At 58.1% G+C, this 23,574-nt stretch carries 27 protein-coding genes; 6 read left to right on the top strand and 21 right to left on the bottom strand.

The window, feature by feature from the left end; all coding sequences use genetic code 11:
* Window positions 1-9: 9 nt before the first annotated feature.
* On the bottom strand, window positions 10-261 hold the full coding sequence (locus ACQKRQ_RS34400) for a PAAR domain-containing protein (protein ID WP_427481934.1): 252 nt from the start codon (window positions 259-261) through the stop codon (window positions 10-12).
* The gene (locus ACQKRQ_RS34395) at window positions 258-833 is read right to left on the bottom strand and encodes a hypothetical protein (protein WP_427481932.1); all 576 of its coding nucleotides are present in this window, start codon (window positions 831-833) and stop codon (window positions 258-260) included. Before ACQKRQ_RS34395 ends, ACQKRQ_RS34400 begins: the two co-directional genes overlap by 4 nt.
* 190 nt (window positions 834-1,023) lie before the next feature.
* On the opposite strand from ACQKRQ_RS34395, the gene ACQKRQ_RS34390 reads away from it, so the two are divergent.
* Window positions 1,024-1,353 carry a hypothetical protein gene (locus ACQKRQ_RS34390; protein WP_427481930.1) on the top strand — a complete coding sequence of 110 codons (330 nt, stop codon included), beginning with the start codon at window positions 1,024-1,026 and terminating at the stop codon, window positions 1,351-1,353.
* Between the two features lie 35 nt (window positions 1,354-1,388).
* Here ACQKRQ_RS34390 and ACQKRQ_RS34385 read toward each other — a convergent pair whose 3' ends face one another.
* From ACQKRQ_RS34385 to ACQKRQ_RS34370, 4 genes are all read right to left on the bottom strand, one after another.
* A complete protein-coding gene (locus tag ACQKRQ_RS34385) occupies window positions 1,389-1,775 on the bottom strand; it encodes a hypothetical protein (protein ID WP_427481928.1) in 387 nt (128 codons plus the stop codon).
* Window positions 1,776-1,887: 112 nt separating this feature from the next.
* Window positions 1,888-3,642 carry a hypothetical protein gene (locus ACQKRQ_RS34380; RefSeq protein WP_427481927.1) on the bottom strand — a complete coding sequence of 585 codons (1,755 nt, stop codon included), beginning with the start codon at window positions 3,640-3,642 and terminating at the stop codon, window positions 1,888-1,890.
* 19 nt (window positions 3,643-3,661) lie between these two features.
* Window positions 3,662-4,180, bottom strand: a complete 519-nt coding sequence (locus tag ACQKRQ_RS34375) for a M23 family metallopeptidase (RefSeq protein ID WP_427481926.1) — start codon at window positions 4,178-4,180, stop codon at window positions 3,662-3,664.
* A gap of 20 nt (window positions 4,181-4,200) precedes the next feature.
* Window positions 4,201-6,687 carry a type VI secretion system Vgr family protein gene (locus tag ACQKRQ_RS34370; RefSeq protein WP_427481925.1) on the bottom strand — a complete coding sequence of 829 codons (2,487 nt, stop codon included), beginning with the start codon at window positions 6,685-6,687 and terminating at the stop codon, window positions 4,201-4,203.
* 1,407 nt (window positions 6,688-8,094) lie between these two features.
* Between ACQKRQ_RS34370 and ACQKRQ_RS34365 the strand changes: the two genes are divergently transcribed.
* Window positions 8,095-8,559, top strand: a complete 465-nt coding sequence (locus tag ACQKRQ_RS34365; RefSeq protein ID WP_427481923.1) for a glycosyltransferase — start codon at window positions 8,095-8,097, stop codon at window positions 8,557-8,559.
* 807 nt (window positions 8,560-9,366) lie between these two features.
* On the opposite strand, the gene ACQKRQ_RS34360 is transcribed toward ACQKRQ_RS34365, so the two are convergent.
* The 14 genes from ACQKRQ_RS34360 to ACQKRQ_RS34295 form a co-directional block, all read right to left on the bottom strand.
* Window positions 9,367-9,699 carry a HigA family addiction module antitoxin gene (locus ACQKRQ_RS34360; protein WP_427481921.1) on the bottom strand — a complete coding sequence of 111 codons (333 nt, stop codon included), beginning with the start codon at window positions 9,697-9,699 and terminating at the stop codon, window positions 9,367-9,369.
* A 61-nt stretch (window positions 9,700-9,760) separates the two neighbouring features.
* Window positions 9,761-10,039 (bottom strand): type II toxin-antitoxin system RelE/ParE family toxin, encoded by a 279-nt coding sequence (locus tag ACQKRQ_RS34355; protein WP_427481919.1) that lies wholly within the window; start codon window positions 10,037-10,039, stop codon window positions 9,761-9,763.
* A gap of 394 nt (window positions 10,040-10,433) precedes the next feature.
* Window positions 10,434-10,706: a hypothetical protein gene (locus ACQKRQ_RS34350; RefSeq protein WP_427481917.1), complete on the bottom strand. Its 273-nt coding sequence runs from the start codon at window positions 10,704-10,706 to the stop codon at window positions 10,434-10,436.
* Window positions 10,706-13,105 carry a DUF6531 domain-containing protein gene (locus tag ACQKRQ_RS34345; RefSeq protein ID WP_427481915.1) on the bottom strand — a complete coding sequence of 800 codons (2,400 nt, stop codon included), beginning with the start codon at window positions 13,103-13,105 and terminating at the stop codon, window positions 10,706-10,708. Before ACQKRQ_RS34345 ends, ACQKRQ_RS34350 begins: the two co-directional genes overlap by 1 nt.
* Before the next feature lie 386 nt (window positions 13,106-13,491).
* Complete coding sequence (locus ACQKRQ_RS34340) at window positions 13,492-13,764, bottom strand: hypothetical protein (protein WP_427481913.1); 273 nt, start codon at window positions 13,762-13,764, stop codon at window positions 13,492-13,494.
* A gap of 86 nt (window positions 13,765-13,850) precedes the next feature.
* Window positions 13,851-14,060: a hypothetical protein gene (locus ACQKRQ_RS34335; protein WP_427481911.1), complete on the bottom strand. Its 210-nt coding sequence runs from the start codon at window positions 14,058-14,060 to the stop codon at window positions 13,851-13,853.
* On the bottom strand, window positions 14,057-14,698 hold the full coding sequence (locus ACQKRQ_RS34330; RefSeq protein ID WP_427481909.1) for a hypothetical protein: 642 nt from the start codon (window positions 14,696-14,698) through the stop codon (window positions 14,057-14,059). The genes ACQKRQ_RS34335 and ACQKRQ_RS34330 overlap by 4 nt, the downstream gene beginning before the upstream one ends.
* Window positions 14,698-15,063 carry a hypothetical protein gene (locus tag ACQKRQ_RS34325; protein ID WP_427481907.1) on the bottom strand — a complete coding sequence of 122 codons (366 nt, stop codon included), beginning with the start codon at window positions 15,061-15,063 and terminating at the stop codon, window positions 14,698-14,700. Before ACQKRQ_RS34325 ends, ACQKRQ_RS34330 begins: the two co-directional genes overlap by 1 nt.
* Window positions 15,064-15,116: 53 nt before the next feature.
* Window positions 15,117-15,731, bottom strand: coding sequence for a hypothetical protein (locus ACQKRQ_RS34320; protein ID WP_427481905.1), 615 nt, complete (start codon window positions 15,729-15,731; stop codon window positions 15,117-15,119).
* On the bottom strand, window positions 15,715-16,032 hold the full coding sequence (locus ACQKRQ_RS34315) for a hypothetical protein (protein WP_427481904.1): 318 nt from the start codon (window positions 16,030-16,032) through the stop codon (window positions 15,715-15,717). The genes ACQKRQ_RS34320 and ACQKRQ_RS34315 overlap by 17 nt, the downstream gene beginning before the upstream one ends.
* On the bottom strand, window positions 16,029-16,433 hold the full coding sequence (locus tag ACQKRQ_RS34310) for a hypothetical protein (RefSeq protein WP_427481902.1): 405 nt from the start codon (window positions 16,431-16,433) through the stop codon (window positions 16,029-16,031). The genes ACQKRQ_RS34315 and ACQKRQ_RS34310 overlap by 4 nt, the downstream gene beginning before the upstream one ends.
* Before the next feature lie 3 nt (window positions 16,434-16,436).
* A complete protein-coding gene (locus ACQKRQ_RS34305; protein WP_427481901.1) occupies window positions 16,437-17,012 on the bottom strand; it encodes a methyltransferase in 576 nt (191 codons plus the stop codon).
* Window positions 17,013-17,082: 70 nt separating this feature from the next.
* A complete protein-coding gene (locus ACQKRQ_RS34300) occupies window positions 17,083-18,702 on the bottom strand; it encodes a DUF3560 domain-containing protein (RefSeq protein WP_427481900.1) in 1,620 nt (539 codons plus the stop codon).
* Between the two features lie 545 nt (window positions 18,703-19,247).
* Entirely contained in the window at window positions 19,248-19,748 is a 501-nt protein-coding gene (locus tag ACQKRQ_RS34295) for a hypothetical protein (protein WP_427481898.1), read from the bottom strand.
* A gap of 130 nt (window positions 19,749-19,878) precedes the next feature.
* On the opposite strand from ACQKRQ_RS34295, the gene ACQKRQ_RS34290 reads away from it, so the two are divergent.
* Complete coding sequence (locus ACQKRQ_RS34290; RefSeq protein WP_427481896.1) at window positions 19,879-20,124, top strand: hypothetical protein; 246 nt, start codon at window positions 19,879-19,881, stop codon at window positions 20,122-20,124.
* Window positions 20,125-20,380: 256 nt separating this feature from the next.
* On the opposite strand, the gene ACQKRQ_RS34285 is transcribed toward ACQKRQ_RS34290, so the two are convergent.
* Window positions 20,381-21,100 carry a hypothetical protein gene (locus ACQKRQ_RS34285; protein WP_427481895.1) on the bottom strand — a complete coding sequence of 240 codons (720 nt, stop codon included), beginning with the start codon at window positions 21,098-21,100 and terminating at the stop codon, window positions 20,381-20,383.
* Between the two features lie 335 nt (window positions 21,101-21,435).
* Here ACQKRQ_RS34285 and ACQKRQ_RS34280 point away from each other — a divergent pair, with 335 nt between their 5' ends.
* The 3 genes from ACQKRQ_RS34280 (at window position 21,436) to ACQKRQ_RS34270 (ending at window position 23,472) form a co-directional block, all read left to right on the top strand.
* Window positions 21,436-22,419, top strand: coding sequence for an SIR2 family protein (locus ACQKRQ_RS34280; protein ID WP_427481893.1), 984 nt, complete (start codon window positions 21,436-21,438; stop codon window positions 22,417-22,419).
* A 122-nt stretch (window positions 22,420-22,541) separates the two neighbouring features.
* Window positions 22,542-22,796: a hypothetical protein gene (locus ACQKRQ_RS34275; RefSeq protein ID WP_427481891.1), complete on the top strand. Its 255-nt coding sequence runs from the start codon at window positions 22,542-22,544 to the stop codon at window positions 22,794-22,796.
* 136 nt (window positions 22,797-22,932) lie between these two features.
* Window positions 22,933-23,472: a hypothetical protein gene (locus ACQKRQ_RS34270; RefSeq protein ID WP_427481889.1), complete on the top strand. Its 540-nt coding sequence runs from the start codon at window positions 22,933-22,935 to the stop codon at window positions 23,470-23,472.
* Window positions 23,473-23,574: the final 102 nt, after the last annotated feature.

The raw sequence follows: 23,574 nt of genomic DNA, 5'->3' as shown, positions 1-23,574 counted from the left end.
AGCAAGGCATCAGACAAGACTCGAAATCAGGCTGCACCCGCACGTGGCATGATGCCCCTGCCGCGCGACGGGCGTGCCGCGATCCGTGATTTTCCTGTCGCCTTCGAGGATCATATTAGGCTGGACTTCGGGATGCAGCGGGCACTTCACGAGATCGCCCACGCGGGCCACGCGCCGTCCGGCGTAGCGCATGGTTTGCGAAGCGGTGATGACTTCGCCGCCGTGGTCGGTGGTGTCACCGAGCCGGATAAGGTCGATCATTGATCCTCCGCGCGCTGGTGTGCGTCAAACGCTGTGATTTCTTCCGGCGTCGTTGGGTAGTCGTGTGCGAACTCCACATAGTTCTTTTGGCCAGCGAACTCGACATAACCATTTAATGCCTGCGGCTCCGATACCTGCTGAATAGCGACGCTCACTGCAATCAGGTAGCGGCCTTTTTTGAAGAGATTGCTCGGGAAAACCATATATTGTGCATAGCGGGTTTGGCCGGGTTGAAGACGTAGGACTTCGCCTGAGAAATCGCCGTGATTGAGTAGCGCTGACGCACCGATAAATCCAGTGTCGAACTCCAGGCTTTTGTTGTGTACTTTGATATTGTCGTCGCGAACACCAGACACAACGGCCCACGATCTGCTGGCTATTGGGTTATAACGCCCCTCCCATACAGACGGACTGCTAAACGCAATCTCCTCCTTTCCGGAATTCTGGAAAGCCAGTGTGACCAAAAACCCTCCATTCTTGGGGGCAATCGTCGGCTTGACGTCCAACTTGGCAGTTTTTGAGCCTGCATCGTAGAAGGGCCGAAGGTATTTAAGCGAGTGGTAGAAATCCACGTAACCCCGCTCAACCCGCACCGTGTCTACTACTTTCCTTAACCCTTGCGGTTCTGTTAGTTTCACCCTGCCATGTCTGTTTGTTCGGATTGTTCTATGCCAGTGGTACATCGACGGTTCGATCAGACTTGATGTATTGTTTGTGAACCGCACCCCCGTCCCAGTAATATTCGTCTGGAAAACTCAGCAGATGCCCGACTTCGTGGGTTTCAACATGATGGACCGCGATTTCAATCTCGCGGCCAGTCTGTGGGGATATGTACGTCACCTTTTCGGATCAGTTGGCCGAATCTGCGCGCTCCGATTTAATGTGAAGGTTAATACTGGTATGGGCGCGGTTATCAGGGTCTTCGGTCATCAGGTCTACCTTGAAGGACACAGGAATCCGACAGGAGCAGGCACCTCCTTTCGGGCAATCGGCGATGGTAAGCTGATATCCGTTCTGGTTCAAATCTCTTTCCACCTTTGCCTTGGTCAACGACAGACATATTGCCCAAAACAATTTTTACCTTTTTCGTGACCTAGTCCTTAGTCGTTTGACCGTGAGTCAAACGACTATTGATATGCTTCATTGCAGTTGAACGACTTCCAGCGTCCGTCATTCCCTTTGTAGCAATTTGCTGGTACGTAGATCAGATCTTTGGAGTTCCACTTGTACAAAACTTTCATCTCCGGGAAGCCGGGGGGAGCTTGCGTGACAGACGTCCACGTCAATGGCCGCCGCAACGTCGCCGACACAGGACCGGGAACCAAGGCTGCAACAGGCGGTGAGGCTAGAACTACACACCAATTAGTCGAGCTACGTCGCTCGAAAACCGTTTTTTGGGAGTTGGTTCCGGAAGTCGTATCGCTTGCAATTACAAAGTAACGTAATCCCATATGTCGAGGAATTTGCAAGATATTTTTATCTTCTTCAAAACTGATGCCATAGGTGTCAGACATTCCCGCCTTCAACGACGAATAGCATGAAGCGTAGTGAGAGTCGTGCCACGCTTGCGGAAGTACCACCACTTCGGCGGCAATCACGTTGGACCCGATTGCAATCACGGCGATGCTAAGGAATTTGCGGAACATAGTTAACATGGAAGGTTGAAGTTGCCGCGACCGTCTCAGGGGGAAAAGTGTGACATAGCTCTGGCTGGCCTGGAGGGGTTAACGGTGGATAGCAAATGGTCTCCTCATGGACATTACTGGTATCGTCCGCCAGGACGCGGCGGAGCAATGCCGCGAATTGCTGGCGATTTGCGTATCCCGCAGCTCCGCCATTGATAAGCCAGCTAATAAAGCCGACAATCGCTGGCCCCACACCAAGGTCTGCGGCACGGTTAATATTGGTCTTCCCTCGAAAATGTTTGGAAACCCAAAACATGCCAGAAGAATCTGCGGCATCAGTTAGATTGGACGCTATTCGGGCTGGATCGTAGCGTGGGAACCAACGCCGGGGAGGGGCGCCGGTTGACCATTCATGTGTACTCGTAGCGGTGATCCGCGAGTCCGAATAAGTCGACCCACTGATATTCGGCAGCAGTCTGAAGGCTCCATATTCATCGTAGTTACTCGGCCAGGTAAGCTGGAGGTAGCCTCGTCCGTAGAACGGGCCATATGGTCTCTCGTGGCCAGTGCCTCCCTCGTTTATCAGACTCAGGATACCTGTCTCAATGTAGGCTTGCGCGAGGAAATGCACTAGTCGCGGCGTACTTTCGCCAAGATACTTGCGACGGAGCATATTGATCGATTTGTAATGCACGGTGGCCCGCTGGTGCGCCTCGTTCCAGCTAATCTGTCCAGTCAACGAACGACGCGGCAGACATTGGGCCAGTTCTGCCACACCTAGCCAATTGCAAGTTCGCATGTGTCTGATAAAGACGACTGGCGGAAAATGCCAAACCTCATTGGCATGGGGCAGATCGGGATCGCTAATGTCCTCCCAGAAAGCCAGATCACGCGCATGGTCCATCAGCTTGCCGAAATCGGCTTCCGACAACGGACTGGACAATGCCTCATGCGGACTCTTGAGCCAGTGATAGCGTGCCTCCAGGCCGCTTCGGCTCCACTCGGAAGGGAACTTGCACACGGCACGCGCGAGGCGCTGCCGGATCGCATCAACGCCCAATGCCCCCACGGCGTCAGCATGGCTCACATGTCCGGAATGATTGACGTCCAGCCAGTGCCTTACCGTTGGTGAATCGCACAGGCTGTCGGGCGTCGGATCGTCATTGACGAAACTCCAGCCGGCCCATTCGGGGAAATCGGCATCGCTATACACGCGCACTCCGGCCTTCGACAGGTTGATCCAGCCGTCGCCGTCCGGCGTGTTTACCTTGCGCCAGTGATTGAAGCGCGCACCGCTCGCGAGCTGGTCGTCGATGCAACGCCCGAAGCGGATCATCTCGAAGATGGCACTCGGTGAAGGCACCGCGATCCCAGCGGTGATGCTCGCCAGGCTGCTGTCCGTATAGCGCCGACTGAGGGCGGTTGCCCGCGAGAACAGGTTGTATTCTGCCTCGCTTTCCGCAGGCATTGCGCCGCTAACGGACCAGCTCAAATCCATATTCTGCTGGTAGGTCGTCAGCGTGCAGTCCTTCTCGTAATGCATGCGGATAACCAGATCGCGACTGGTTCCAGCCGGAACGAGAGGCGCCTGGGGATGCAGCGTCGCAATAGCCGGAAAGCTATCGTCCTCACGATACGGGTGAGGCTCATTCGCAAAGAGCTTTGTGCCGCGAGGAACGAAGAACCACACGTCGCCGTAGACCGCGTCCGTGCGCGCGGGACTGTTGCCCAGCGATCCAGGGGCGCGCCCGATCATCTTCCTCAGATTTGCCTCGTCACAGACGATTTCGAAATGGATCTGCGGAAACTGCCCGTAAAATCTGGCCAGGGGTGCCGATAAGGTCCTTGCGGTATATTTTCTTGCCCACCGCAACGGACGTAAGCACCTGCTGCATGTGCATGTATACCGAGTAGTAGGTAATCTTCGCGTGATCGCCTTCGCCGATTTCCGTGTCGTGCCGGATGACCACGCAGCCATCATCCGTGCGGACGTTGCGATACTGGAGCGTCGCCTTGTGAGTCGTGTCAGTGCGGCGCACATAGACGATCTTGCCGTCTGCAATGGCGCGCACCGAGGCAGGCTGCGTACCGTCTGTGGGTGCCTTCAGATGTACACCGCCATGCCAGCCGAGGTTGAAGCTGACCGGATAGGCACCGTTGCCTGGCGCGCATTCCAGCATGTTGGAAGTACACACGTCGCTATCGGGCACGACCGTGTTGCCCGCGTCCGCCGTGGTCATCGCGTCATTCTGCTGCGGGTGCGCTGCTGAAAGAAAAGGTGGGCTGATAATCATGAAACCCGATCGCGAAGTGGTCAGAGTGAATGGGTGTACCCGTCAGTCGGCGTGCCGGAACCGAACGGAGCGAAAACGGGCATGCGGGCATCGGGGCCTGGAACGTCCCAGGATGCGGTCTTTTCCAGGATCGGCCCCGGCGACGCATTGATGATCCCGCTGCCGTTGATCTGGATATACGAGCCACCCGCGCCGATCCACACTTCTTTCGCCGCCGTGATGACGACCCGTCCATCCGTGCTGGTGATCGTCACGTCTTTTAATGCAGTGAGCGCTATCTGGTCACTTTGCGCCTGAATCTCGACCTTGCCCTTTGCCGCGATCAGCCTCACGCCGAGCTGATACGCGAACAGCGAAACGGCACCACGCACGGCAGCGAACAGCGAACGGCCCGATGCAATGCTCACGTCTCGCCCGGTCGTGACCGCGAGGTCATAGCTGCTTGCAAGATGGGTGCTCTGCGCCGCCGTCATACCGATCCCCCCCGCGCTCGCGAGCACCATGTCGGGCCGCGCCAGTTCCGGGAATGGATTGCCGTCCGTTATCGCGCTGCCACGGATGGCATCGTTCTGCGCCTTGATCTCGCCAATGGCGTCGCGCTGGTCAGCGCCGTCCTGCTGGGCGTTGTGCTGCCGTGCAACCTCCGCCATATCCTCATGCAGTTCGCGCGCCTGTGTGAGCCGCTGCACCGTCTCGCCCATGTCCTTGACGGGAGCCGTTGCACCCGCGCGCGTTTCGGTGCTGATGAGCATGCCCTGGCCGGCGCGCAGCACGCCCCATGCGTCTGTCGCCAGTTCCCAGCCTTCACCTCGCGCTTCCTTGCGCCCCTTGTTGCCGTCGATGCGCGTGTTGTAGCCGAGCACCAGCCGTGACTGCGCATGGTCGCTGCTGACCTGAACCTGAAGTTTGCCGGGCGTGTCGTCGGCGACGATCTGGTTAGCCTGAAACCCTTTCAGTTCCTGCGTCCGCGTGCCGCTCAGTGCGTAGTTGGCTGGCAGTAACCACGGTGGCTGCCTGAACCGGTTGACCATGCGGTCGGCAATATAGGGCTTGTCGGGGTCGCCCTCGTGGTAGTTGATCGTCACTTCCTGGCCGATGCGGGGCACGTAGATCGAGCCGAACGAATTGCCCTGCCACGGCGAGGACACGCGTACCCAGCAGCTCGCGTTCTCGTCCTTCGGCCTGTCCACGTCCCACAGGTAGCAGATCTTGACCCGGCCGTACGCATCGACCCAGGTCGTCTGGTCCTTGGGACCGACCACCACGGCTGTCTCGGCGTAACAGCGGGGCTTCTTCTTCGGCCTGTTCCTGAAGAACCGGTTCGGCGACTGCAGCACGAAGTCGGTCACGCACTGGTACTGGTCTGCGCCCGGCGTTCTGGCCGATGTTCTGCCCGATATCGTCGTCTCGCTCACGTTGCGGATATCGAGCGTGGTCGACACCACCAGGTACTCGGCATTCACATCTGACTCCGGGTGATCCGTGAGAAAGAACGTCCTGCCCGTCTTCAGGCCGAGCAGGTTGCCCCGCCCCCTGAGACGTTCGTTGCGCGAGTAAAGCGCATGAGCGCGCACGCCCGCGAGATAGTGTGCTTCCTCCAGATAGTTGTTCGGCTGGCCCGACAGACCCGTTGCGCCGGCAAGGGGCTGCGAGTAGTCGCCCCAGTGGCGTTCCTCGGCCTTGTGCAGTTCTCCGAACGCATCATGTTCCTCGACGAACTTCTGCGCTCCACGCGTATAGTCGTAATCGACAACAGTCACCCTGGCCGCCGTGATCCTGCGTGACGCCTTCAGCTTGTGGATATGTTCCTCGTCGATACGCGCACCGTCGGGCGCGTGATAACGGATCGAGTCATAGGCATTCCTGTGCGGCTCGTGGACACCGGGTCCATCGCATAGCACCAGCCTGTTGTTATCCTCAAAGTAATAAATGCCCCATTCTCGCCAAAGCCTGGTCAGGAAATGGAAGTCAGACTCCCACATCTGGCGGACGAAGTCGCGTTCCGGATAGCCGTTTTTCAGTCCGTGAGCGGACACCTTCACATCAAACAGGATCGGGTAATCGCGCAGCACGTCCAGCGTGATATCCAGCACGCTCCTGTTCTGGAATATGCGACTGCGCGAGGTCTTTGTGGTCAGCCACAGGGCGGGACGCACGACAAGGCGGTAGTACGTGTGGCGATCATCGACACCGGTCATCTCGACTCTGGCGATGATCCCCGTAATCGTCCTGACGCCCGCTCCGACATTTCCGGCGCCGCTATCGCCGGGCATCCCCGGAATGAATGTTCCCTTCCCGTCAAACTCGATCGAGATGGTGATTTCCTTGCCGACCAGCCTGGCGGGGACGATCTGAAATCTGGTGTTGTACTGGGAAAGCCCCGGCGTGTACGTTGTCGCCATGTCCAGCGTGTATCTGTACAGCTTGCCGAGCGCCTCCGTACCCCGTAGCCGCACGGGAGACAGGACCGGCACACCGCGATCAATCGGGAACGCCTCGCACGACACGCTCAAGGTGCGTGACTGGCTGGGGCTATACATGGCCCCTCCCTGGACTGACCTGATACAACCGGCTTCCGCATGACTTCATACGCCGCCCCCGTTCAAAAATTCACGTTCTCCATTATCAAAGTGACTTTTATGAGGCGTATATAAGACGACTGTAAAATCTGGTCAAAACAAAAAAATAGATAGGTACTTCGCATAACCAGGAAAACGCTCAATGGAAAAGCAGAAATTTGGGTAACTTTTTTTGAGGTATGCGAGGACAATTCCGTGCTAGGTGAGTGGAGTGCGCCACGCAGAATTTTTCAACTATGGAAAGGGCAATCCAGGTTGTCCCAAAGGTTCATGCAGTGCCCCGGAAATCACACCCAGCGATATTCTGTCCAGTCAGCGCAAAAAAAATCGCACGAGGCGGGCCAAGGCAGCCATGCTTGGAACGCGCAGATACGACGGGGGTTGCTGAGGGAGCTGGATAGTCCTCAGAGACAAGTGACTGGCAGACAGAAACGGGCGACCGGATTCGCCCGGAAGGTTCACGCGATACGGTTGCGGGTACTAGCGCTGTCGCGCGGACATTTCTGTGGGTCGCTGCTCAAGGACTTCGATCCAAGTGCGTGCCGGTGTAACGCGTCCCTTGCTGACGTGATGAAAGAAAGTCCAGTTGAGCCACGACCGGGCGGCGATGTGGTCAAGTGCTCTCCGCGACAAACTGCCGGTTCAGCATCCTCTCGCCATCTGGTTGAAAGTGTTCATTTGGCCGCGGTGTCCCGCGCGCAAAGTTATCAACAGAAATTGTTCGCAAATCTGTGGACAAATCACACCCTGTGATAAACAGCCACGCTGCACAAGGCTTTCCGGGCGACGTGTGGGGAAAATTTCTTTCCCCTCGCGCCCTCAAACATCCATTCCCCCACGTTTCCCCACACGCTGCGGTGCGGGAAAACCTTCGTCCCCCCGCAGAGGGACTGCCCTACATATTAGACATCTGTCTCGTTTGAGATTCAAGCTAACAGCGGTCCCTCGTGAGGACTTACAAGGCACGTGCCTTGTTTAAAGTACGAACAGGTGAACTGTCGATGCTGCGGTGCACGCAGTGCGGGTAACGACGCACGCGTTCCCCCAGGAAGTGTCCGGTCACCATTGCGGCTAAACCTGTGTGACGGCAGCACTCCGCCGTGAATGGCGTGGACCGGATCAGAAAGACGCATTACGGCGTTGCTCAACTAAGTTCGCGCTCCCGACCCGTCTGTTTAATCGCCTCAAAAAGACATCCGTGAGGTCGTTTTAGACATTAGATCGACTTGGTCGCGTGAGCGCTGTGCTGCCTCGGATGACCAGTAATTGAGATAGTCTTTCGCGGGCGGCCGATATATATAATTTGCCGCTCCACGGATACCTCGAAAATTCTTCATGCGAGTCGCCGTCATTAGCGCGTACTACAAAGAGCCGCTTCACGTTTTACGAAGGTGCCACGAAAGCGTCCTTGCACAGCAAGGTGACGTCACTCACTTTATCGTCGCCGATGGATTCCCTGCCGCCGACGTTGATAGCTGGGACAACGTGGTCCACATCAAGATTCCAAATCACGCTGACTTTGGTGATACTCCTCGCGGTGTAGGTGCCGCTTGTGCGGCTGCCAATGGGTTTGATGCGATCTGCTTTCTCGATGCCGACAACTGGTACGAGCCAAACCACGTCGAAACGATGCACACAATAGCCGAGATAACGGGTGCGCACGTGGTCACGGCAGCTCGGACAATTTTTGCGACAGACGGCCGCATGCTCGGCATCTGCAAGGAATCCAACGGAGTCGATTTCAACGACACCAATTGCTATTTCCTCACGCGAACTGCTTTTCCCGCATGCGCAGCATGACTCGTCAAAGACTCGTCTGAAAGCATCGTCGGCGACAAGGTATTCTGGAACGCCGTGCAAACCGGCGGCTACATGCGAGTCCACTCAACTGTGCCAACCGTCAACTACGTGACCACACTCGCATTTCACTACGAAATGTTTGGAGAAACCCCGCCCGACGACTCAAAGCTCATCGTACAGTTGAACGGCCACCAGCATTTTCAGACAATCAGTTACGCGCAGCTTAAAGCGATGCGCCGAGATGCCGGCTGCTAACAACGATCGTGTACCTAGCCATTTTCAGTTGTAGTTGCGCGTCGTGGCCGTCCGCTTAGGCTCCGCGATACGGCACGAGATGCGATAGCCTGAACGCAAGTCTAATACCGTGGTTGCCCGCAAGCGTGGTGGGACTTCTACTCCGCCACGGAGTCGCGCTGACTGAAGCGACGACTACCGAAAAACAGTGGCCCCGACTGGCCGACCGCTTCGTAAGGACCGCAGTGAGGTACGCGTCGTGGGCAACGATGTGCGCGTTCGCCACGGTGCATGATGATAGGGCTACAGGTTCCAGCGCTGGCCGTCGGCTGCAACCAGCCAGGGAACGCGGCAGCAGGGGTCTTCCACCACAGGTATGTTATTGAAGCTGCACGTGTTGTACGTGACGCCAGCACTCCGTACCCGCAACTCGTCGCTCAGCACACGCTTATGTTCCGAGTGAAGAACCAGCTCCGCAGGTTCCTCCCCCTCTTACTCTTTCAGATACCGGTAAAGCCCATCCACGATGAAGGAACAGGCGCTCATGCCCCGCCAGAAACTCAAGATCATGAATCACACCCTACGATTATCAGCGGGACGGCCCGACGCCTCTACCGGTGCCCGCCTGACCGCCCTGGGTGCGTGCTTACGGGCCTGCCACAGATCGTAGTCAAGCTGCATCCCCAGCCAAAGGTCAGCCCGCCCTCCACGCTCCACACCGAGCCACTGCTCGATGCGCAACGCCATTTCAGGGGTGATTGCTGCATGCTCATTCAGAAGCCGCGAAAGCATAACCCGCGACACACCAAGCTGGCTGGCCGCCTCGGTAACGCTCAAATTGAGCGCGGGTAGAATATCCTCACGCAGGATCGCCGCAGGATGCGGCGGATTAGACATACCAGTCATAGCTTTCTTCACTATGCGAACTCAATAGACGCCATGCTTCGGCGTTGGAATATGGAAAATGCTAATGGTAATCTTCGTATTCGACAAGAATCGCGTCCTCGCCGTCAAACTCGAATGTCAGTCGCCAGTTACCGTTCACCTGAACCGACCAGCACGCCTTCCGTTTTCCCTCCAATTCGTGAAGTCCCCAGCCAGGCTGGCTCATATCGTCCGGTGACTTTGCCCTGTTCAGGGCGGTCAGTAGACGACCCAGTTTCGATGCGTGCGCGGCCTGAATGCCGGCTTTGGAGCCGGTCGAGAAGAAGCGCTCCAGACCTTTGTGTTTGAAAGACTTGATCATTCTTAATCGCCTGCAACCGCGCGCCCGACGCGTCGATCAGACCCCAATTTTAATATACATTATAAACTGTAAATTTACACTTTACAAATTAGCGCGCACGTCGCCACTCCGCTATCCGTGCGCGGCGCGCGACCGAGGCCGCCCGTGGATGGGAGGTAATGATAGGGTCGACCCACGACGTTGCAGACAGGTCCAGCGCCAGAAACGGCACGCTGGGCCGCCATTTTTTTTACGGATCGACGAGAGATTGAATCGTACGCCAGCGGGCGACGCCAAGGCGCAGCCTCCCGCTGCAACAAAGTTCACACGCAGTCGTTATCGTCACTGCGACCGGCAAGCCATACCGTCCGAATGAGTGGACGTGGTTCGGCCGAGGCACCGAACCCCAGACGGACTACTCCTCCGACGACCGATCGATCGGGTCATCCGCAACGCTCATGTATTGCTTGATGCTCGGCTGCCCCAGCGCGATCGTGTTAAGCATCCCGACGCCAAGCTGTCGCGCGAATTCATCGTCAAGCTTGAAATCGTCCTCATCAGCCAGCACCACCCCCATTCGCCCGGCCAGGAGGGGAGCCAGCAAGTTTGGCTCAATTGTGTAAGCGATTAACTGTTGCAGGTTCTCGTCGTAGCTCAGAACCACGGAATACGGCGGATGTTTGGCCATCAATAACCTCTGCATTCTTGATATCTTGTGAACGCTTTTGCCATGCACAGCGCTTGCAGACGCCTGCTCCTCGGGCCGGCGAGCGCAGTGCACACGTCCCGATCGTACTCGAATTGGTTGTAGCACTTACTCTCGTGATCTTCTCGACCGCCGCACTTTACTATTCCCCCGTCCCCGCTTCCGGTTCCGGTTCCGGTTCCGAAGAGGGAACTGTAAAGCGTCGACCTCTTCGCCGAACTGGTCAGATCCGGCACAAGCACAGGATACGGGACCTGCGACTGATCGCTCAGCATCAGTTCCGTTGTCTCGCCCCATGCTGGAAGTGTAGCGCTCAGTTCACTTCCGAAAAGTTTCCCCGTCAACGTGGCTTTCCAACGCATGTAGCACTCGACGCAGATGTCTGGTACGAATGCCGGAGTATCCGACTGCAGCCCTGTGAGACTGGCGGACGGTGCAACCGGGTCATTGCCCAGTTCCCAGTTGGTGAGCCACACTCCTAGCTCAGCGTCGCTGATCGGCTGCCACCACGCGCCGCTACTTGAGACCTTCGCTGAATGTGACAAAACAGTGCCATTTGCGGCGTACTGGTAATCGACTGCCAGTACACGGGCGAGTCCACCATTTACCGAACTTGCCGGTTCGCTATACTGAAAAGACTTTACGCGACCACGCTCGTCGTAAGCGATGCCTGCCTGGCCACTGTTACCCGCAATCTGTGTCGCACGGTTCGCGGCATCACGACCGAGTGTTCGCATTGCCCAACCTGATACGGCATCCTGCGTCGTCGCGATATTGCCATGTGCGTCATACGTGTAGGTCCAGTCTTCAGTCTTCGCGCCATTCCGGATGACGGTGGCAGACAGGAGACGGCCGGCCTGATCGTAGCGCGCCCCGACTGTCATCTGATAGCCCGTCCCAACCGCCTGCATTCCCTGTTCGCCCGTCAGGTCGGTTGTCTGCTGCTCTGCGTAGCCAGTGACGTTGCCTCCTGTGTCGTAGACGAACGCCCTGATCTTGCCCGGTGTGGAGACCAGATGCGGGCGCAATGAGCTGCTGTCACTGTACTCAATCGTCGTTACTGTCTTGCTGCCGGCGACTATTGCAATTGCTTTCGTTGGTCGGTTGGCGCCGTCCCACGTGTACTGTGTATTCCCATCCGGGCTAACTCTTTGCTTCAAGTTCCCTGACGTATCCCACGTACGTGACACCGTGCCACCAGGTGTGACAATTGAGCCAGGACGCGACGTGTCTCCGACAGTAAAGGAATAGCTGCTGTTGCCCGACATGTCGCTGACCGTGGTCGCGCTCGAGCCATAACTTAGTGAAACATTGCGTGTCGTGTCAGGATGAGTGACTGAGATTGCACGTCCGCTGGAGTCGTAGGTCCATGTTGCGATCCTCGAGCCGGATTCGTCCTTGACGCCGGTCAATGCATTCGGAAAGCGGACGTCCTCGTACAGATATTGACGAATGTGGTCGTATGGTGCCGTAACCGAAACAAGATTGCCCTTTCCGTCGTACGCATAGGTTGTGGGCATTCCCAAAGGATCGACCAGCATAACGATACGGTCGTTACTGTCATACTCCACGCGGATAGAGGTCGCAGTCTGCGACGTCACGTTATCGACTGGCCACTGGGCTATCGATGACAGGCGCTGCTTGCCGTCGTAGATAGCCTTGCGGATCACTCCCGTTCGGGTCGTCTCAGAGTAAAGCCGACCGGTGCTATCCGAGTAAGCCTCAGTCGTACCAAGCCGTTCGTCTTTCAGGTAGAAGTATCCGTCGCCAGCTTTCGTCAACGAAAGACCCGAAGTTCCCGGCACAGCCCACGCTCCACTGACCCACTTGAATATTAGAGGCTGCCCGTTACCCCGATAAGCGGCGATTTTAGGCACGCTCGCATTGATCGAGGTCAGGTCAAGCCGTCGCTGCCAGTTGCTGACCCAATAGCCCCCCATCGCTGTCTGGGCTTTATCGAACGGCTTCGAAAGATAGCTACGGCTGAACACAAGTGGCGAAGTGTCGCCGCTTGCAAAGTCAGCTTCAGAGAGCGTGACAATCCCGTTTGCCGGAAACACCGGGTCTGCCACGGGGCAGGTATCGTCCGGCGTACCGCCACCCGCACCGCCGCAATAGTCCGACACATAAGACGTATTCCCGCAATTGTAGTAATACATTGCATTATGGGAATCCTCCGGTCCGTTCGTCCCCGGCATGGTGCCTGCGACCTGTACCGCGCACATTGGTGTACCGGGTACTCCTAATGACTTTCTGTACAGACTAAAGCATTCATCCTCTGTTGCCGCATTAATGTGGGCAACAGTCATTAGCAGCCCAGTGGCAACAATGAGGCGAATAACCCCGCCCGATAAACTATTAGTGAATTTCCGCGCTTTCATTTTTCTCCTTCGAATTTTCGCTTTTAAGAACGGTGCGACAACTTTCAGTGAGATTGCAACAGCCGCATATCCGACAACTCCTAAAATTGTTGCTCTCTTGCGCCGACACAAACACGTTCGGCTAACTTACCCAATCGCGCAGGAAAATTCGTACACGTCTGTCAGGGCGGGACGAAATGTGAATGCGGCAAATGAAAAGGCCGGACCAAAACAGAACGTAGAACGCGCGGGGAAATCACACGACCGAACTCAAGAAAAAGCGGGGCGCCTTGATGGACGCCTCGAAATAAAAGTGAAGGCACTGTAGACGTTTACAATTCCGATAGTAATCCGACCTACTATCCCGATAAACTCATGCACTTCGCATCTGCAAGTCACTTGCTGTGCTACCCCCTGCTTCCGCCCCCCGTCTCGTACCACCGTACTCCCGGCATGTCGTCCTCCGTCTGCGCGAGCGCGCGCCGCGCTTCATCGCGCGCATTGCCCTTGCCAAGTTCGGCCCAGCGCTGCAGGCAGCGGTGAATCTCCAGCACCTGCAATGCGGTGGCACGGTCCTCGCGCACAGCCGTGATGGCGGCACTGCGCGACGAGTCGTACGGCGCGGTAGCCGTAATGCGTGCGAGCACGTCCGCCTGCTCGCGTAGCGTCATCGTGTACATGGTGTTCTCCTTCAGACTCTGATCGGTATCATCCTTGCGCCTGCCGTGGCTATGCACAGCACTTCGAAATGACCTGGCTCTGCGCATCACCCGTTCCTCCCTTCCTTTATCTCGTCCATCCGTTCCGCGATGCGCAGTGTGTCGAAGAAGTACCGCCATCGAGTCGAGTCCTGGTCTTCCATCACATGCGAAACACACAGCACACCCTTGAGCATCGCAAACTCATCGGCATTGCCCCTGAAGTAGTCGACCAGCTTTTCCGTGCGCGCCTTGCGGCCTTCCAGACGATCGCTCATACCGTCTCCACGTCGCGCTGGTTCCAGTAGAGGCACTCGGCTGCTTCACGCACCAGCCCCTGCGCCAGCCCCCCGGCCATTTCCCGCGCCGTCTCCCGCAGGCAATCGTCCGCGTCCGACTCCATGCCCCACAGCGAATCGCTTACGCCATCGACCGCATCGCCATCCGCGTCCAGCAGTTCGACCACCAGACCAACCCAATGCCACTGGTCGTCGCACCAGCGGCGCAGCTGCTCGAAGTCCCGGCGTACCGCCTCCACCGTGATCTCACCACGGGTCAATGGCTTCCACGGACCCGGCAGCTCCTGCAGGATGTAGCGCCCACCCGCTCCGGGCTGCGCAACCCTGGTGCGGCGCAGGCGCTCCAGCAGTGACGCCTTGTCATCGTCACCCAGCCCCCAGCCATCACGCCGCGCAAGCTTCATGGTTTCCTGCACGTTGTAATAGCGCCGCGAACGGCGCTCGCTTGCCAGCACGATTTCGCCGGGACGCTTGTCCCGCGTGGTCCAGTCACTGACGACGCCGTGACCGTCGTGTTCTTTCCACGGCTCTCCCATGCCACAGTCCGCCTCGATGCGTGCACGGAACGTGAAACCCATCGCCTCAACTTCGAACGTCTGTCCCGGGTACATGTCCATTACCTCACCCAATACGTCACACCGTCGAATTCGACCGACAGCCAGTCAACGCGCGCGTCATCGGCGGCGCGCTCCCAGTTGACATGCGACATGGGCCAGCCCGTGCCGCAGCGTTCCTCGGCCTGTGCCCTGACGTATTCCGCAAATGCGGTGTCCCGCACCAGGATTTCACCCGACCATGCACGCGCCAGTACATTGCACACATCGCACTCAAGTTTCTTGAGCGTCGTGAACTCGGGCATCAGCGAATCACGTTCATCGTCACAGTCGGCGGCGTCAAGCGCCTTGAGCACTGCGTCCAGCTCCACCAGCCGTTTCTTCACGTCTTCACCCGTGATGAAGCTATCGAATTTTTCGATTCTCATTTTTCGTATTCCTTATTATTTAAATGAAAAAAACACGCCCCGTGGCATTCAAGTCACTTGCTTTCAGCCGCCGTGCGCAGCACACGCATGGCCTCTTCCACCGTCAGCCCGCCAATGGCGAGCTTCACCCTGCCCTCACGACCGACCGTGCCGAACGCCAGCATCCGGCCGTCCGGCCCGATCTGCGCCGCGAAACGCCGGTCATCGCTTGCCACCGGCTTCACGCCGCACGCCTGAACCATCTGGTCAACGGCACTGCGTGAGCGCGCCGACTTCTGCGCCAGTGCGACGCGTGTCATCACCAGTGCGGGCAGATAGAGCGGCAGCAGCAGGTGACGGATCTGTTCCACCATGTCGCGGGTGGAGGACGCCAGCGGCGGAAGCAGGATCAGGAATTCACGCGCGCCCGACACGTCTCCAACCTCGTCGTACGGCATCGGCCAGATGTCACGCCGGTGCAGACTGTGGAAAGGAAAGATGCCGCGGATCGCAACCAGATGGCCGCTTTCATGCTCGACCAGACCCAGCTCAAGATGCGCATCCGCGTCCTCCTTCGGCAGCGCGAGCAGGAACAGCGCTGTCTCGGGCGGCACAGCCGAACCCCGCTCGACCGAGCCCTGAAGTTCGGTAGCGATCTCATGCACCTTCGTTTCAAACTCTGTGTTCATGTGTGTCTCCTGAAAAATCACACCCTGTGATTTCCTGCTCCACGCGCACGAAGTACGACGCGTAGTACCCGGTTTCACTGCAGTTACAGTTGTACGATTCGAAGTCGCGCACCACGTCATCAAACGCGCGGTTTGCGAAGCCCGAACGGTTCGCAAGCATCGACGGCCTCCACCCGCCGAACGGATACAGCCTGTGCGGGCAGAACACCACGTCCTGTCCCGCGTCCCATGCCTTGCGTGCGTGGGTCCTGCTGACACGGCGATAGCGGGTAGCGCCGTCGATTGCGATGTAGCGGTTCATGCGGCGTCCTTCTGCGCGTTCGTGATAGGGGTTTCTCTGTTGCAGGCCTCAAGCGCCTGGATTGCCGACTTCAGTTTCTCGCACCCATACTCCGCACTATTGGCAAGCGAGGTCTGCAGCGTCTCCAGCTCCGCCACCAGTTCCAGCAGTTCCCTGCGGGTGTCGCCCCGCATGCGCTTCGCCAGCTTCTGCATGCGCTCGATCAGTGCGGCGGCACAGTCCTCATCGGGGAAGCCCGCCTTCGCCTCGTCCACGTCACAGGCCACGCCGCCGAGATCGGGCGCAGCCGCCTCGCGGTCGAGCAGCGCCTCGATGCGGTCGATGCTCATGGTGCCGTTCAGGCGGTAGAACTCTGCGTTCGACAGTCCTGATGCTTCGATATACCTGTTTAACGAGTCCATAAATCACACCCTATGATTGTCACAACCCACTGCGAGCAGCAGCGTATGCACACCGGTTCCCTGTTCACTGAACGTGCCAGACGGCAACGCCCGCCACGTGCCTCCGCGTTCCTGCACGAGCGACACGAGCTGCTCCGCCTGACGTGGACCCGCTGCACAGATCGCCGCCATGCGGCCGTCCGGTTTGAGCATCGACAGCGCACGGCGGATATGCACGATGTCCGCGCCGCGTTCGAACGGTGGATTCATGAGGATGCAGTCGAAGCGATAGGCCGGTGCCCATTCGACGAAGTCCGCGTGTATCACATCGCCCTCGGGGTCGATGCGCCTGAGTGCTTTCACCAGATCAGCATTGATCTCCACCGACATGCGCCTGCACGCGGGCTGCGCACGCAGGATGGCGCGCAGAATCTGGCCGGTGCCCGCGCTCGGCTCCAGCACGCTCTCGTCTGGCTGTGGCGACACAAGCTGCACCATGTGGTTCGCAAGTGATGTGGGAGTCGGGAACAGCTGGTTCGCAGCGACCACCTGAATACCTGCCTTCAGCTGCTGTTTCATCGCAGCCATGCGCTGCGCCATTTCATTGCGGTCCATAAATCACACCCTATGATTTTTCTGTGGGGCGCACTGCGCCCCCTGGTTGTCGGAGTTACGCGGCCTGGTCCATTGCGGGCGTAGCAGGTGGGTCGATGCGTTTGGCGTCCGTCAGATAAACTGCGACCAGCCCGCCAGTCCGGACAACCGATCGCACACGGTGCCGCCCGTACTCCGCCGCGCCGTCAACTGCACCCCTGACGTCCGGACGGTAGCCGCCTGGACGACGCGCACCCTGACCGAGTTCGCGCGAACCCTTGTAGTCCTTGCAAGTGCTGTCCCACTCAGCCTTCGTCATGTGGTGAAACCCGTCACCGGGGTAATTGCACATCGGCGGCAGCTTCACTGCGGCCTTCATGCGCGCAGCGTCCTCCGCACTCGGAGCGCGGTAGTCCTGCACCTCCTCGATGCCACGTACCCGCACATAGCGGCACGTGGTGGTTACGCTGACGATCACGCCGTCCTTGCGGGTAACCCGTACGACGGGCAGCCATTCGCCGCGCACCTTTACCTGGCCACCTGGTTCGATCTCGAAGCGATCCGCCATCAGACCACCCTGCTCACCCAGCATCGCGCGCTCGTACAGCAGACGGTTGTCGTAATGGGCGATCCAGCGGCGGTTCCATGTGATGCCACGCTCGTAGGCAGGTACACAGAGATCGCGTGCCTGTTCGACAGTAACAACGCCGCCCTCAAGCGCCGACCAGATGCTCATGTCGCCTTCGTACTGGCTCGCTGGCGGATTGCGCGGGTAGTCGGCTAGCGGGAACGTCCGGTGCAGCGTCGAACGACCTGCCAGCGCAAGCGCATGCTTCATGTCCAGACCGTCCGTGCGCCACAGCTTCACGAACTTCTCACCACCCTGCAGGCTGCGTTCGAACCTGCGACGGTCACTCTCGATACGCTTGATGCGGCGGTGACGGACGTCCGGCCGCTCCTTGTACTTCGCATTGCGCAGCGCACCCTGGGCGCGCTGCTCCCAGTATTCGGACGTCTCCCACATCTTCACGGCATGGCGCATGCCGTTCTCGATGCGCTCGGCATCCTTGCGGGCACGCCGCTCGCTGTGATGGCCCACGAGAATTGGCTGACCGAACGGAATGTGTTCCGTGATGGCAGAGACGGCACGATGGGCGCGATCCGCATCCACGGCACGGCGCTCGCTATATCCCTCGAAGCGGTCGGCACGCTGTTCCGCACGGTCCACCAGACCCGTGTCCTCGTCGCCGATCTCCCCGCACAGTTCAAGCAGCAGGTCCTCACGCAGAGGTGTCCACATGGGGGCGACGAACAGATCCTGCTTCGGTGCCCAGGAAAAGCCCGCTGCCTTCACGCGCCGGTACGTTTCCTCGTCCAGCCTGAACGTGGAGTACAGACGCAGCTTGTTGTCCTCGGGTGAATAGGTTGCTGTCAGGGTCATTTCTTCTTCCCGCCTGGCGATGCCTGCCGCACCCAGCGCACGCTGGACCCAGTACCCCGCCTGGTTCAGCGTCATGCCCTTCGCCTGCATTTCCTCTACCGTCATGCAGCGGCGGCGCGCGGCTTCGCCTGGTGTGCCGAAAGGCCCGGTGCGGTGCGCATCGAATGAGGAAGTGGAATTGAAGAACTGGCCGCAGCCGGGACACTGGTTGCGGTCGCCAGCCAGCCGGCGGTGCGTGTGCTGCATACCGTTCATGGCTTTCTCCGGTTACCCCGTCGAAAACTGCGAACGAATGCACCCACCATGCCGTGAAGGCATGTTCAGAAAATCATGGGGTGTGATTTATTTGGACTACTAAGTACAACGTCGAAAAGAAACCGCGCCGCCCGCTGACTCACGGGACCTTGCAGCGCGGAGTGGGCGCAGAACGTAGCGCCAGGAAGGCCTGCTCTCCATGCAGAACGGGGTGACTGCATGGAGTTTCCAGTATGGGTCATCTTTTCCGTGATTTCAAGACAACGCACACTTTCCTGCTGCGATTGTCCGTTTAAACAAAACAAATGTATTGTTAAACCCGACCCTTTAAACGAATCGCACTGCATGGACATGCCGCCAGCGAAAACCCCGCGTGTCGCCGGACAGTGACGCGTAAAAACCGCTGGCGGGTATAGGCCGGTATCAATACATGGGCGTGGCCAGCGGCCGGAAAATGCCCGCACTGTCCAAAAGTGCGGGCGCGTCATTTATTCAACGGCTTAACTGTCCAATCCGCAAGAGGCGCGGAGCCGGAAAATCACACCCTATGATTTTCCGTACTCCTTATCGTTTGCGGCATGCTCAAGCAGTTCAGGCGAGAACGTGAAGCCGCCCGCGTTGTCCGCAGCGCCGCGCCGGTATTTCGCCATGTCGCCGCGCGAGATACCCAGCACGCGACACGCATCCGCAAACGAGGCGAATATCTGGCCGGTTTCGCTGCACCGCTGGCCGTGCGTGCGGCGCGTGCCAGGGCCGATTGGTTCCGGTTCGGACTGCAGCGGGAATGCCGCATTGAGCCAGCCGCACGCGTTACGGATGATAGGGCTCGTGTCGTGCGGCGTGGCATTGGCAAAGCCCCACTCCAGCCAGGCGAGCGCATGGCGCACCGCGTGCGCTTCGTGCGTGTTGCGGGTTATGCGCTGCAGGCGTGCGAGTGCGCGCCGTGCTGCGCCCAGCGTGTCGGCGCACGGCATCGATTCAAGCGTGACAAGCGCACGGCGCGCGCGGCTGGTTGCGCCTTTGTGCTGCGTGGGATTGGGAAGCATAGGCAAGACTCCAGAGGTTAAAGGCTATCGGCGACTTAACGCGGATAGCTGCGAAAGGAAGAAACGAGGCGAATCAAACAGATAGCGTTTTGCGGCTGGAAAATGCAGGCGTGCAAAGAAAAATGCAGGCGTGAAAACGCAGAATGCAGGTGCAAAACGGCTAAATGCTTTTGGCCCTGATAAGAGAAAGGCTAGAACAATCAATAGTTTAAATTGGGGACATCTGCATTTAAGCAAAATGCAGGTGTTTAAAACAGGAGGCTACACTACCAGCCACTCCAGTCTGCAGGCGCGCGCCTGTGCGCGCGCGTGGGCGTGCGAGCGGGCACGCGTGCAACGTCTTAAATTTTGGAGCCTGCATTTTATGCATATTTAATATATTTATTATTTATTATATTATTATTATGCAGTTTGCCATTTTGCAACAACAAAACACGAACACCATTGGGCACGCATTCGAACAAGTCACAGGCATTTTCGTTTGCATTTTAGAAAAACGCCTGCATTTTGAGTAAATGCAGTATGGGGCATAGCTGCATATCTGCGTATCTGCATGTTTTTTAAGCACACTTGGACCAGGCACGCAGCAAAAAGCCCCGCATGTGCGGGGCGAACGGATCGTAAATGCAGTATCAGGCGGCACGAATCACGCGCGAATCATTCGCTGCTTCTGCACTACTGCGCGCCCATGCCTTGAACATTGCAGGGTTGGCGACGGCGTAGGACAGCGCCGTTGTAAATTCCGGATCGGTGTTGAGGAGCGTGTGAAGTGCGCTCAACAATTCCGACCCTTCGCCTGGCGCTTTCTTGTCGCGCGGCGCGCGGTCAACGTCCGCGTTCGGCGCTTTCGGCGCGACCCAGCCCTCTTTCTCCGCGCGATCTTTCGCCCGCTTCACTGCATTGGCCGCGACCTTGTAAAGCTCGTGCTCACTCTGTTTTTTCAGGCCGAACCATTTCTCTGCTTCCTGCTTACCCGCACGCCCATGGATATAGCCATAGATTGCGTGGCGTGTCGCCTGCTTCAACTCTTCCCACGTGCGGATCGGCTTGAACAGGTCTGCGCACACGGCCGTTTTGCTATCCGTGTTCGTATCGGCCTTTGCCGAATCCGCAAATGCCTTGCGGAATTTTTCAATGTCCAGGTGGAACGCTTCGCGCACGTCGGCGATCTTTGCGGGCGAGTCTTTACCCGATTCGTTCGCCTGGGGTTTTGCGGCCAACTTGACAACCTTGCCGACTTCCTGAATGACTCGCGTTTGTGCGTTTACGTCCTGCTCAACGGTGACACTCTTTACGGTGGCGTTCTTTGCCTTAGCGGTCGTTGCCTTTGCTGCGTTTTTCTTCGTGACCATTTTCTATTCCTTTGCAGTACTGATGTTCTGAAGGTTTGCCCCTTGCGGGTTCCGGGTCTGCTGCATCGCTGCAGCGTTCAATCGTTATCCCGACAGACAAGTGACTTGTCAACACTGCAAATGCACAAAATCACACCCTGTGATTTCTGGCTTCTGTGTGTTTTGTACGTATGCCGCCCCCTAATTGGACCGCGGGGGGTGTTGGGGGGGCGCGTACACCATATAGGGTGGTACACGAGGGTTTTGCGGTTTTCAGCGATATACCCCATATGCTCCAGACCGGCCCGAGATAAAATCGGACAACAGTTCTTACACGACAAAGGAAATTTGAAGTTATGAGTCGCTTGCTTTTGCTTGGTGCTGGATTTAGCCGCAACTGGGGAGGATGGCTTGCATCTGAGGTCTTCGAATATCTGCTCGGTTGTCAAGAAGTCAACATGTCCAGTTCCATCAGGGACTTGCTTTGGAAGTGTCAACAGGACGGCACCGGATTCGAAGGCGCGCTCGCCGAACTGCAGGAGGCCGTGCGTATCGATCCTGAAAGGCGCACCGAGTTGCAGTCGCTCGAAGCATCCGTATCAGCTATGTTCCGAGAGATGAATCGCGGGTTCTCAAAGATAAATATCGACGACAATGGTCCCGTCAGCAAGTCGCTCCGCACATTCCTCTCGCTATTCGAAGCGATTTTTACGTTAAATCAGGACTCGTTGCTGGAATACCAGTATCTGGACGTTATCAATCGGTCTCGTCAGCGAAATCCGCAGGAAGGGCGACGCGTAGAACTTCCGGCGATGCGCGTACCGGAACAAAACCTATATTTCGACCCACAACCGGGCCTGCCTTGGACGGGTCGATGGGTTCCGGTTTCACCGGATGAGTTCGAGGTTGACCCGCGCACCCAGCCCTACTTCAAGCTCCACGGATCGGCTAACTGGCAGGATGGCAATGGTGGATCAATGCTCATCATGGGCGGAAACAAGGTGCGTGAAATCGAACTTTCGCCAGTGCTCCAGTGGTACCAGCAGCAGTTCGAGGAATATCTGTCCAGCGGAAATAGCCGGCTCATGGTAATCGGTTACGGTTTCAGGGATCGGCATATCAATGACGTGATCAAACGAGCGGTTTTGAAAAATAACCTGAAGCTTTTCATCGTCACACCTGACGGATCCAGCCAGGCTGAGAAGGTGGCCGACTTCGATCCGGACCTAGGAGAAGTGTTCAAAATAGGGCTAACTGGCGCCTCGCGGCGACCACTGCGCGAGACGTTGGCTAGCCAAGACTCGGTTGAGTTTTCAAAACTTTTCAGATTCCTGTCCTGACGCGACTTCTGTGTTCCGTGGCCTAGGCAGTACTCATACCCCATACGGTTTTATAGTCCTCAATTGACTTTCGTATGGGGCATTGATATGTACCGTACTAGCGCTTTAATCAGGAGTGCGTGATGCCCGATCTGAAAGTCATGCCCATTCGCGAAGTGTCGCTGTCTGATATCGCGGGAATGCTCCGCAGGCTGGCCGATGCGATCGAGCACGGCGAGCATGAAGGCATCCGGGGTCTGGTGGTCGTGCTCGATGCCCCCGCAATGCCGGTGTTCGGCTTCGGCGACGCGCCGCCCGCCGTCGCGGGCGAGCTGCTCGCCTGCGCGCACCTGAAGATGATCCGCGCGCGGCTGGGCGCCTATGGGCTGGAGCTGTAGCAAGTGACTTGATGGAGTGCCGCCATGGCAGGCAGGTATCGCAACCCTTCGTATCGCCAGTACCTGCCGCAGGAGCTGCTTGACGAACTACGCGCGGTCTCAAAGGCGACGCGCCGCCCGATGCAGCAGATTGTCCGTGTCGCTGTGCGCCGGTTTCTCAGTGAGCTGCGCGCCCCGGGAGAACGTCGTGGATGAGCCTGCCGTCCCCCAGGTCGCCGAACCGCGTGAGTTCGCCAAGGCGTCGTGGGGTTCGCTCGCGTTCGATCTCGTGCTGCGCGTCGCGCCGCTACCGGAGATTCTGGCGACCTACCGCCTGACCCAGCGGCAGTTCGCGGTGCTGCTCGACACGCCGGCATTCGTCGCGGCGCTGCGCGATGCCCAGGCGCAGATGCGTGCGCACGGTGCGCAGGCCGGTTTCGTGTTCCGCTCGCGGGCGCTCGCCGAAGACCTGCTGCCTGATATCTATAACCTCGCGAAGGATGGCCGCACGGATGCGGTGCTGCGCCATCGCATCTTTGAATCGCTCGCGCGTTATGCACTGCTCGATCCGGCCAGCACGAAAAAAGGCGGCGACGGCGGCGGCGGCGTGCAGGTCGTGTTCAACCTCGCGGCGGGTATCCGCGGCATGGAACACATCACCGGGGTTCCGGTGCGCGGAGACAGCGGTGATGACTGAGGCGTCACAGCGCTCACCGACCGGAGCGCTGATCGACTACCGCCCGTCGCCGACGGTACTCGCGCTGCACAATTCGAACGCGTTCATCAAGGCCATTGCGGG

The organism is Paraburkholderia sp. NPDC080076 (genome assembly GCF_050281145.1).
Classification (GTDB): domain Bacteria; phylum Pseudomonadota; class Gammaproteobacteria; order Burkholderiales; family Burkholderiaceae; genus Paraburkholderia.
Note: the sequence above shows the minus strand (reverse complement) of the source record. Positions and strands in the feature narration are given on the sequence as shown.

What these genes read in the sequence shown, in the direction of transcription:
- ACQKRQ_RS34400 (WP_427481934.1), bottom strand. Translation starts at nt 261, where the DNA reads ATGATCGACCTTATCCGGCTCGGTGACACCACCGACCACGGCGGCGAA.
- ACQKRQ_RS34390 (WP_427481930.1), top strand. Translation starts at nt 1,024, where the DNA reads ATGCCCGACTTCGTGGGTTTCAACATGATGGACCGCGATTTCAATCTC.
- ACQKRQ_RS34385 (WP_427481928.1), bottom strand. Translation starts at nt 1,775, where the DNA reads ATGTCTGACACCTATGGCATCAGTTTTGAAGAAGATAAAAATATCTTG.
- ACQKRQ_RS34380 (WP_427481927.1), bottom strand. Translation starts at nt 3,642, where the DNA reads ATGATCGGGCGCGCCCCTGGATCGCTGGGCAACAGTCCCGCGCGCACG.
- ACQKRQ_RS34375 (WP_427481926.1), bottom strand. Translation starts at nt 4,180, where the DNA reads ATGATTATCAGCCCACCTTTTCTTTCAGCAGCGCACCCGCAGCAGAAT.
- ACQKRQ_RS34365 (WP_427481923.1), top strand. Translation starts at nt 8,095, where the DNA reads ATGCGAGTCGCCGTCATTAGCGCGTACTACAAAGAGCCGCTTCACGTT.
- ACQKRQ_RS34360 (WP_427481921.1), bottom strand. Translation starts at nt 9,699, where the DNA reads ATGACTGGTATGTCTAATCCGCCGCATCCTGCGGCGATCCTGCGTGAG.
- ACQKRQ_RS34355 (WP_427481919.1), bottom strand. Translation starts at nt 10,039, where the DNA reads ATGATCAAGTCTTTCAAACACAAAGGTCTGGAGCGCTTCTTCTCGACC.
- ACQKRQ_RS34350 (WP_427481917.1), bottom strand. Translation starts at nt 10,706, where the DNA reads ATGGCCAAACATCCGCCGTATTCCGTGGTTCTGAGCTACGACGAGAAC.
- ACQKRQ_RS34345 (WP_427481915.1), bottom strand. Translation starts at nt 13,105, where the DNA reads ATGAAAGCGCGGAAATTCACTAATAGTTTATCGGGCGGGGTTATTCGC.
- ACQKRQ_RS34340 (WP_427481913.1), bottom strand. Translation starts at nt 13,764, where the DNA reads ATGTACACGATGACGCTACGCGAGCAGGCGGACGTGCTCGCACGCATT.
- ACQKRQ_RS34335 (WP_427481911.1), bottom strand. Translation starts at nt 14,060, where the DNA reads ATGAGCGATCGTCTGGAAGGCCGCAAGGCGCGCACGGAAAAGCTGGTC.
- ACQKRQ_RS34330 (WP_427481909.1), bottom strand. Translation starts at nt 14,698, where the DNA reads ATGGACATGTACCCGGGACAGACGTTCGAAGTTGAGGCGATGGGTTTC.
- ACQKRQ_RS34325 (WP_427481907.1), bottom strand. Translation starts at nt 15,063, where the DNA reads ATGAGAATCGAAAAATTCGATAGCTTCATCACGGGTGAAGACGTGAAG.
- ACQKRQ_RS34320 (WP_427481905.1), bottom strand. Translation starts at nt 15,731, where the DNA reads ATGAACACAGAGTTTGAAACGAAGGTGCATGAGATCGCTACCGAACTT.
- ACQKRQ_RS34315 (WP_427481904.1), bottom strand. Translation starts at nt 16,032, where the DNA reads ATGAACCGCTACATCGCAATCGACGGCGCTACCCGCTATCGCCGTGTC.
- ACQKRQ_RS34310 (WP_427481902.1), bottom strand. Translation starts at nt 16,433, where the DNA reads ATGGACTCGTTAAACAGGTATATCGAAGCATCAGGACTGTCGAACGCA.
- ACQKRQ_RS34305 (WP_427481901.1), bottom strand. Translation starts at nt 17,012, where the DNA reads ATGGCGCAGCGCATGGCTGCGATGAAACAGCAGCTGAAGGCAGGTATT.
- ACQKRQ_RS34300 (WP_427481900.1), bottom strand. Translation starts at nt 18,702, where the DNA reads ATGAACGGTATGCAGCACACGCACCGCCGGCTGGCTGGCGACCGCAAC.
- ACQKRQ_RS34295 (WP_427481898.1), bottom strand. Translation starts at nt 19,748, where the DNA reads ATGCTTCCCAATCCCACGCAGCACAAAGGCGCAACCAGCCGCGCGCGC.
- ACQKRQ_RS34285 (WP_427481895.1), bottom strand. Translation starts at nt 21,100, where the DNA reads ATGGTCACGAAGAAAAACGCAGCAAAGGCAACGACCGCTAAGGCAAAG.
- ACQKRQ_RS34280 (WP_427481893.1), top strand. Translation starts at nt 21,436, where the DNA reads ATGAGTCGCTTGCTTTTGCTTGGTGCTGGATTTAGCCGCAACTGGGGA.
- ACQKRQ_RS34275 (WP_427481891.1), top strand. Translation starts at nt 22,542, where the DNA reads ATGCCCGATCTGAAAGTCATGCCCATTCGCGAAGTGTCGCTGTCTGAT.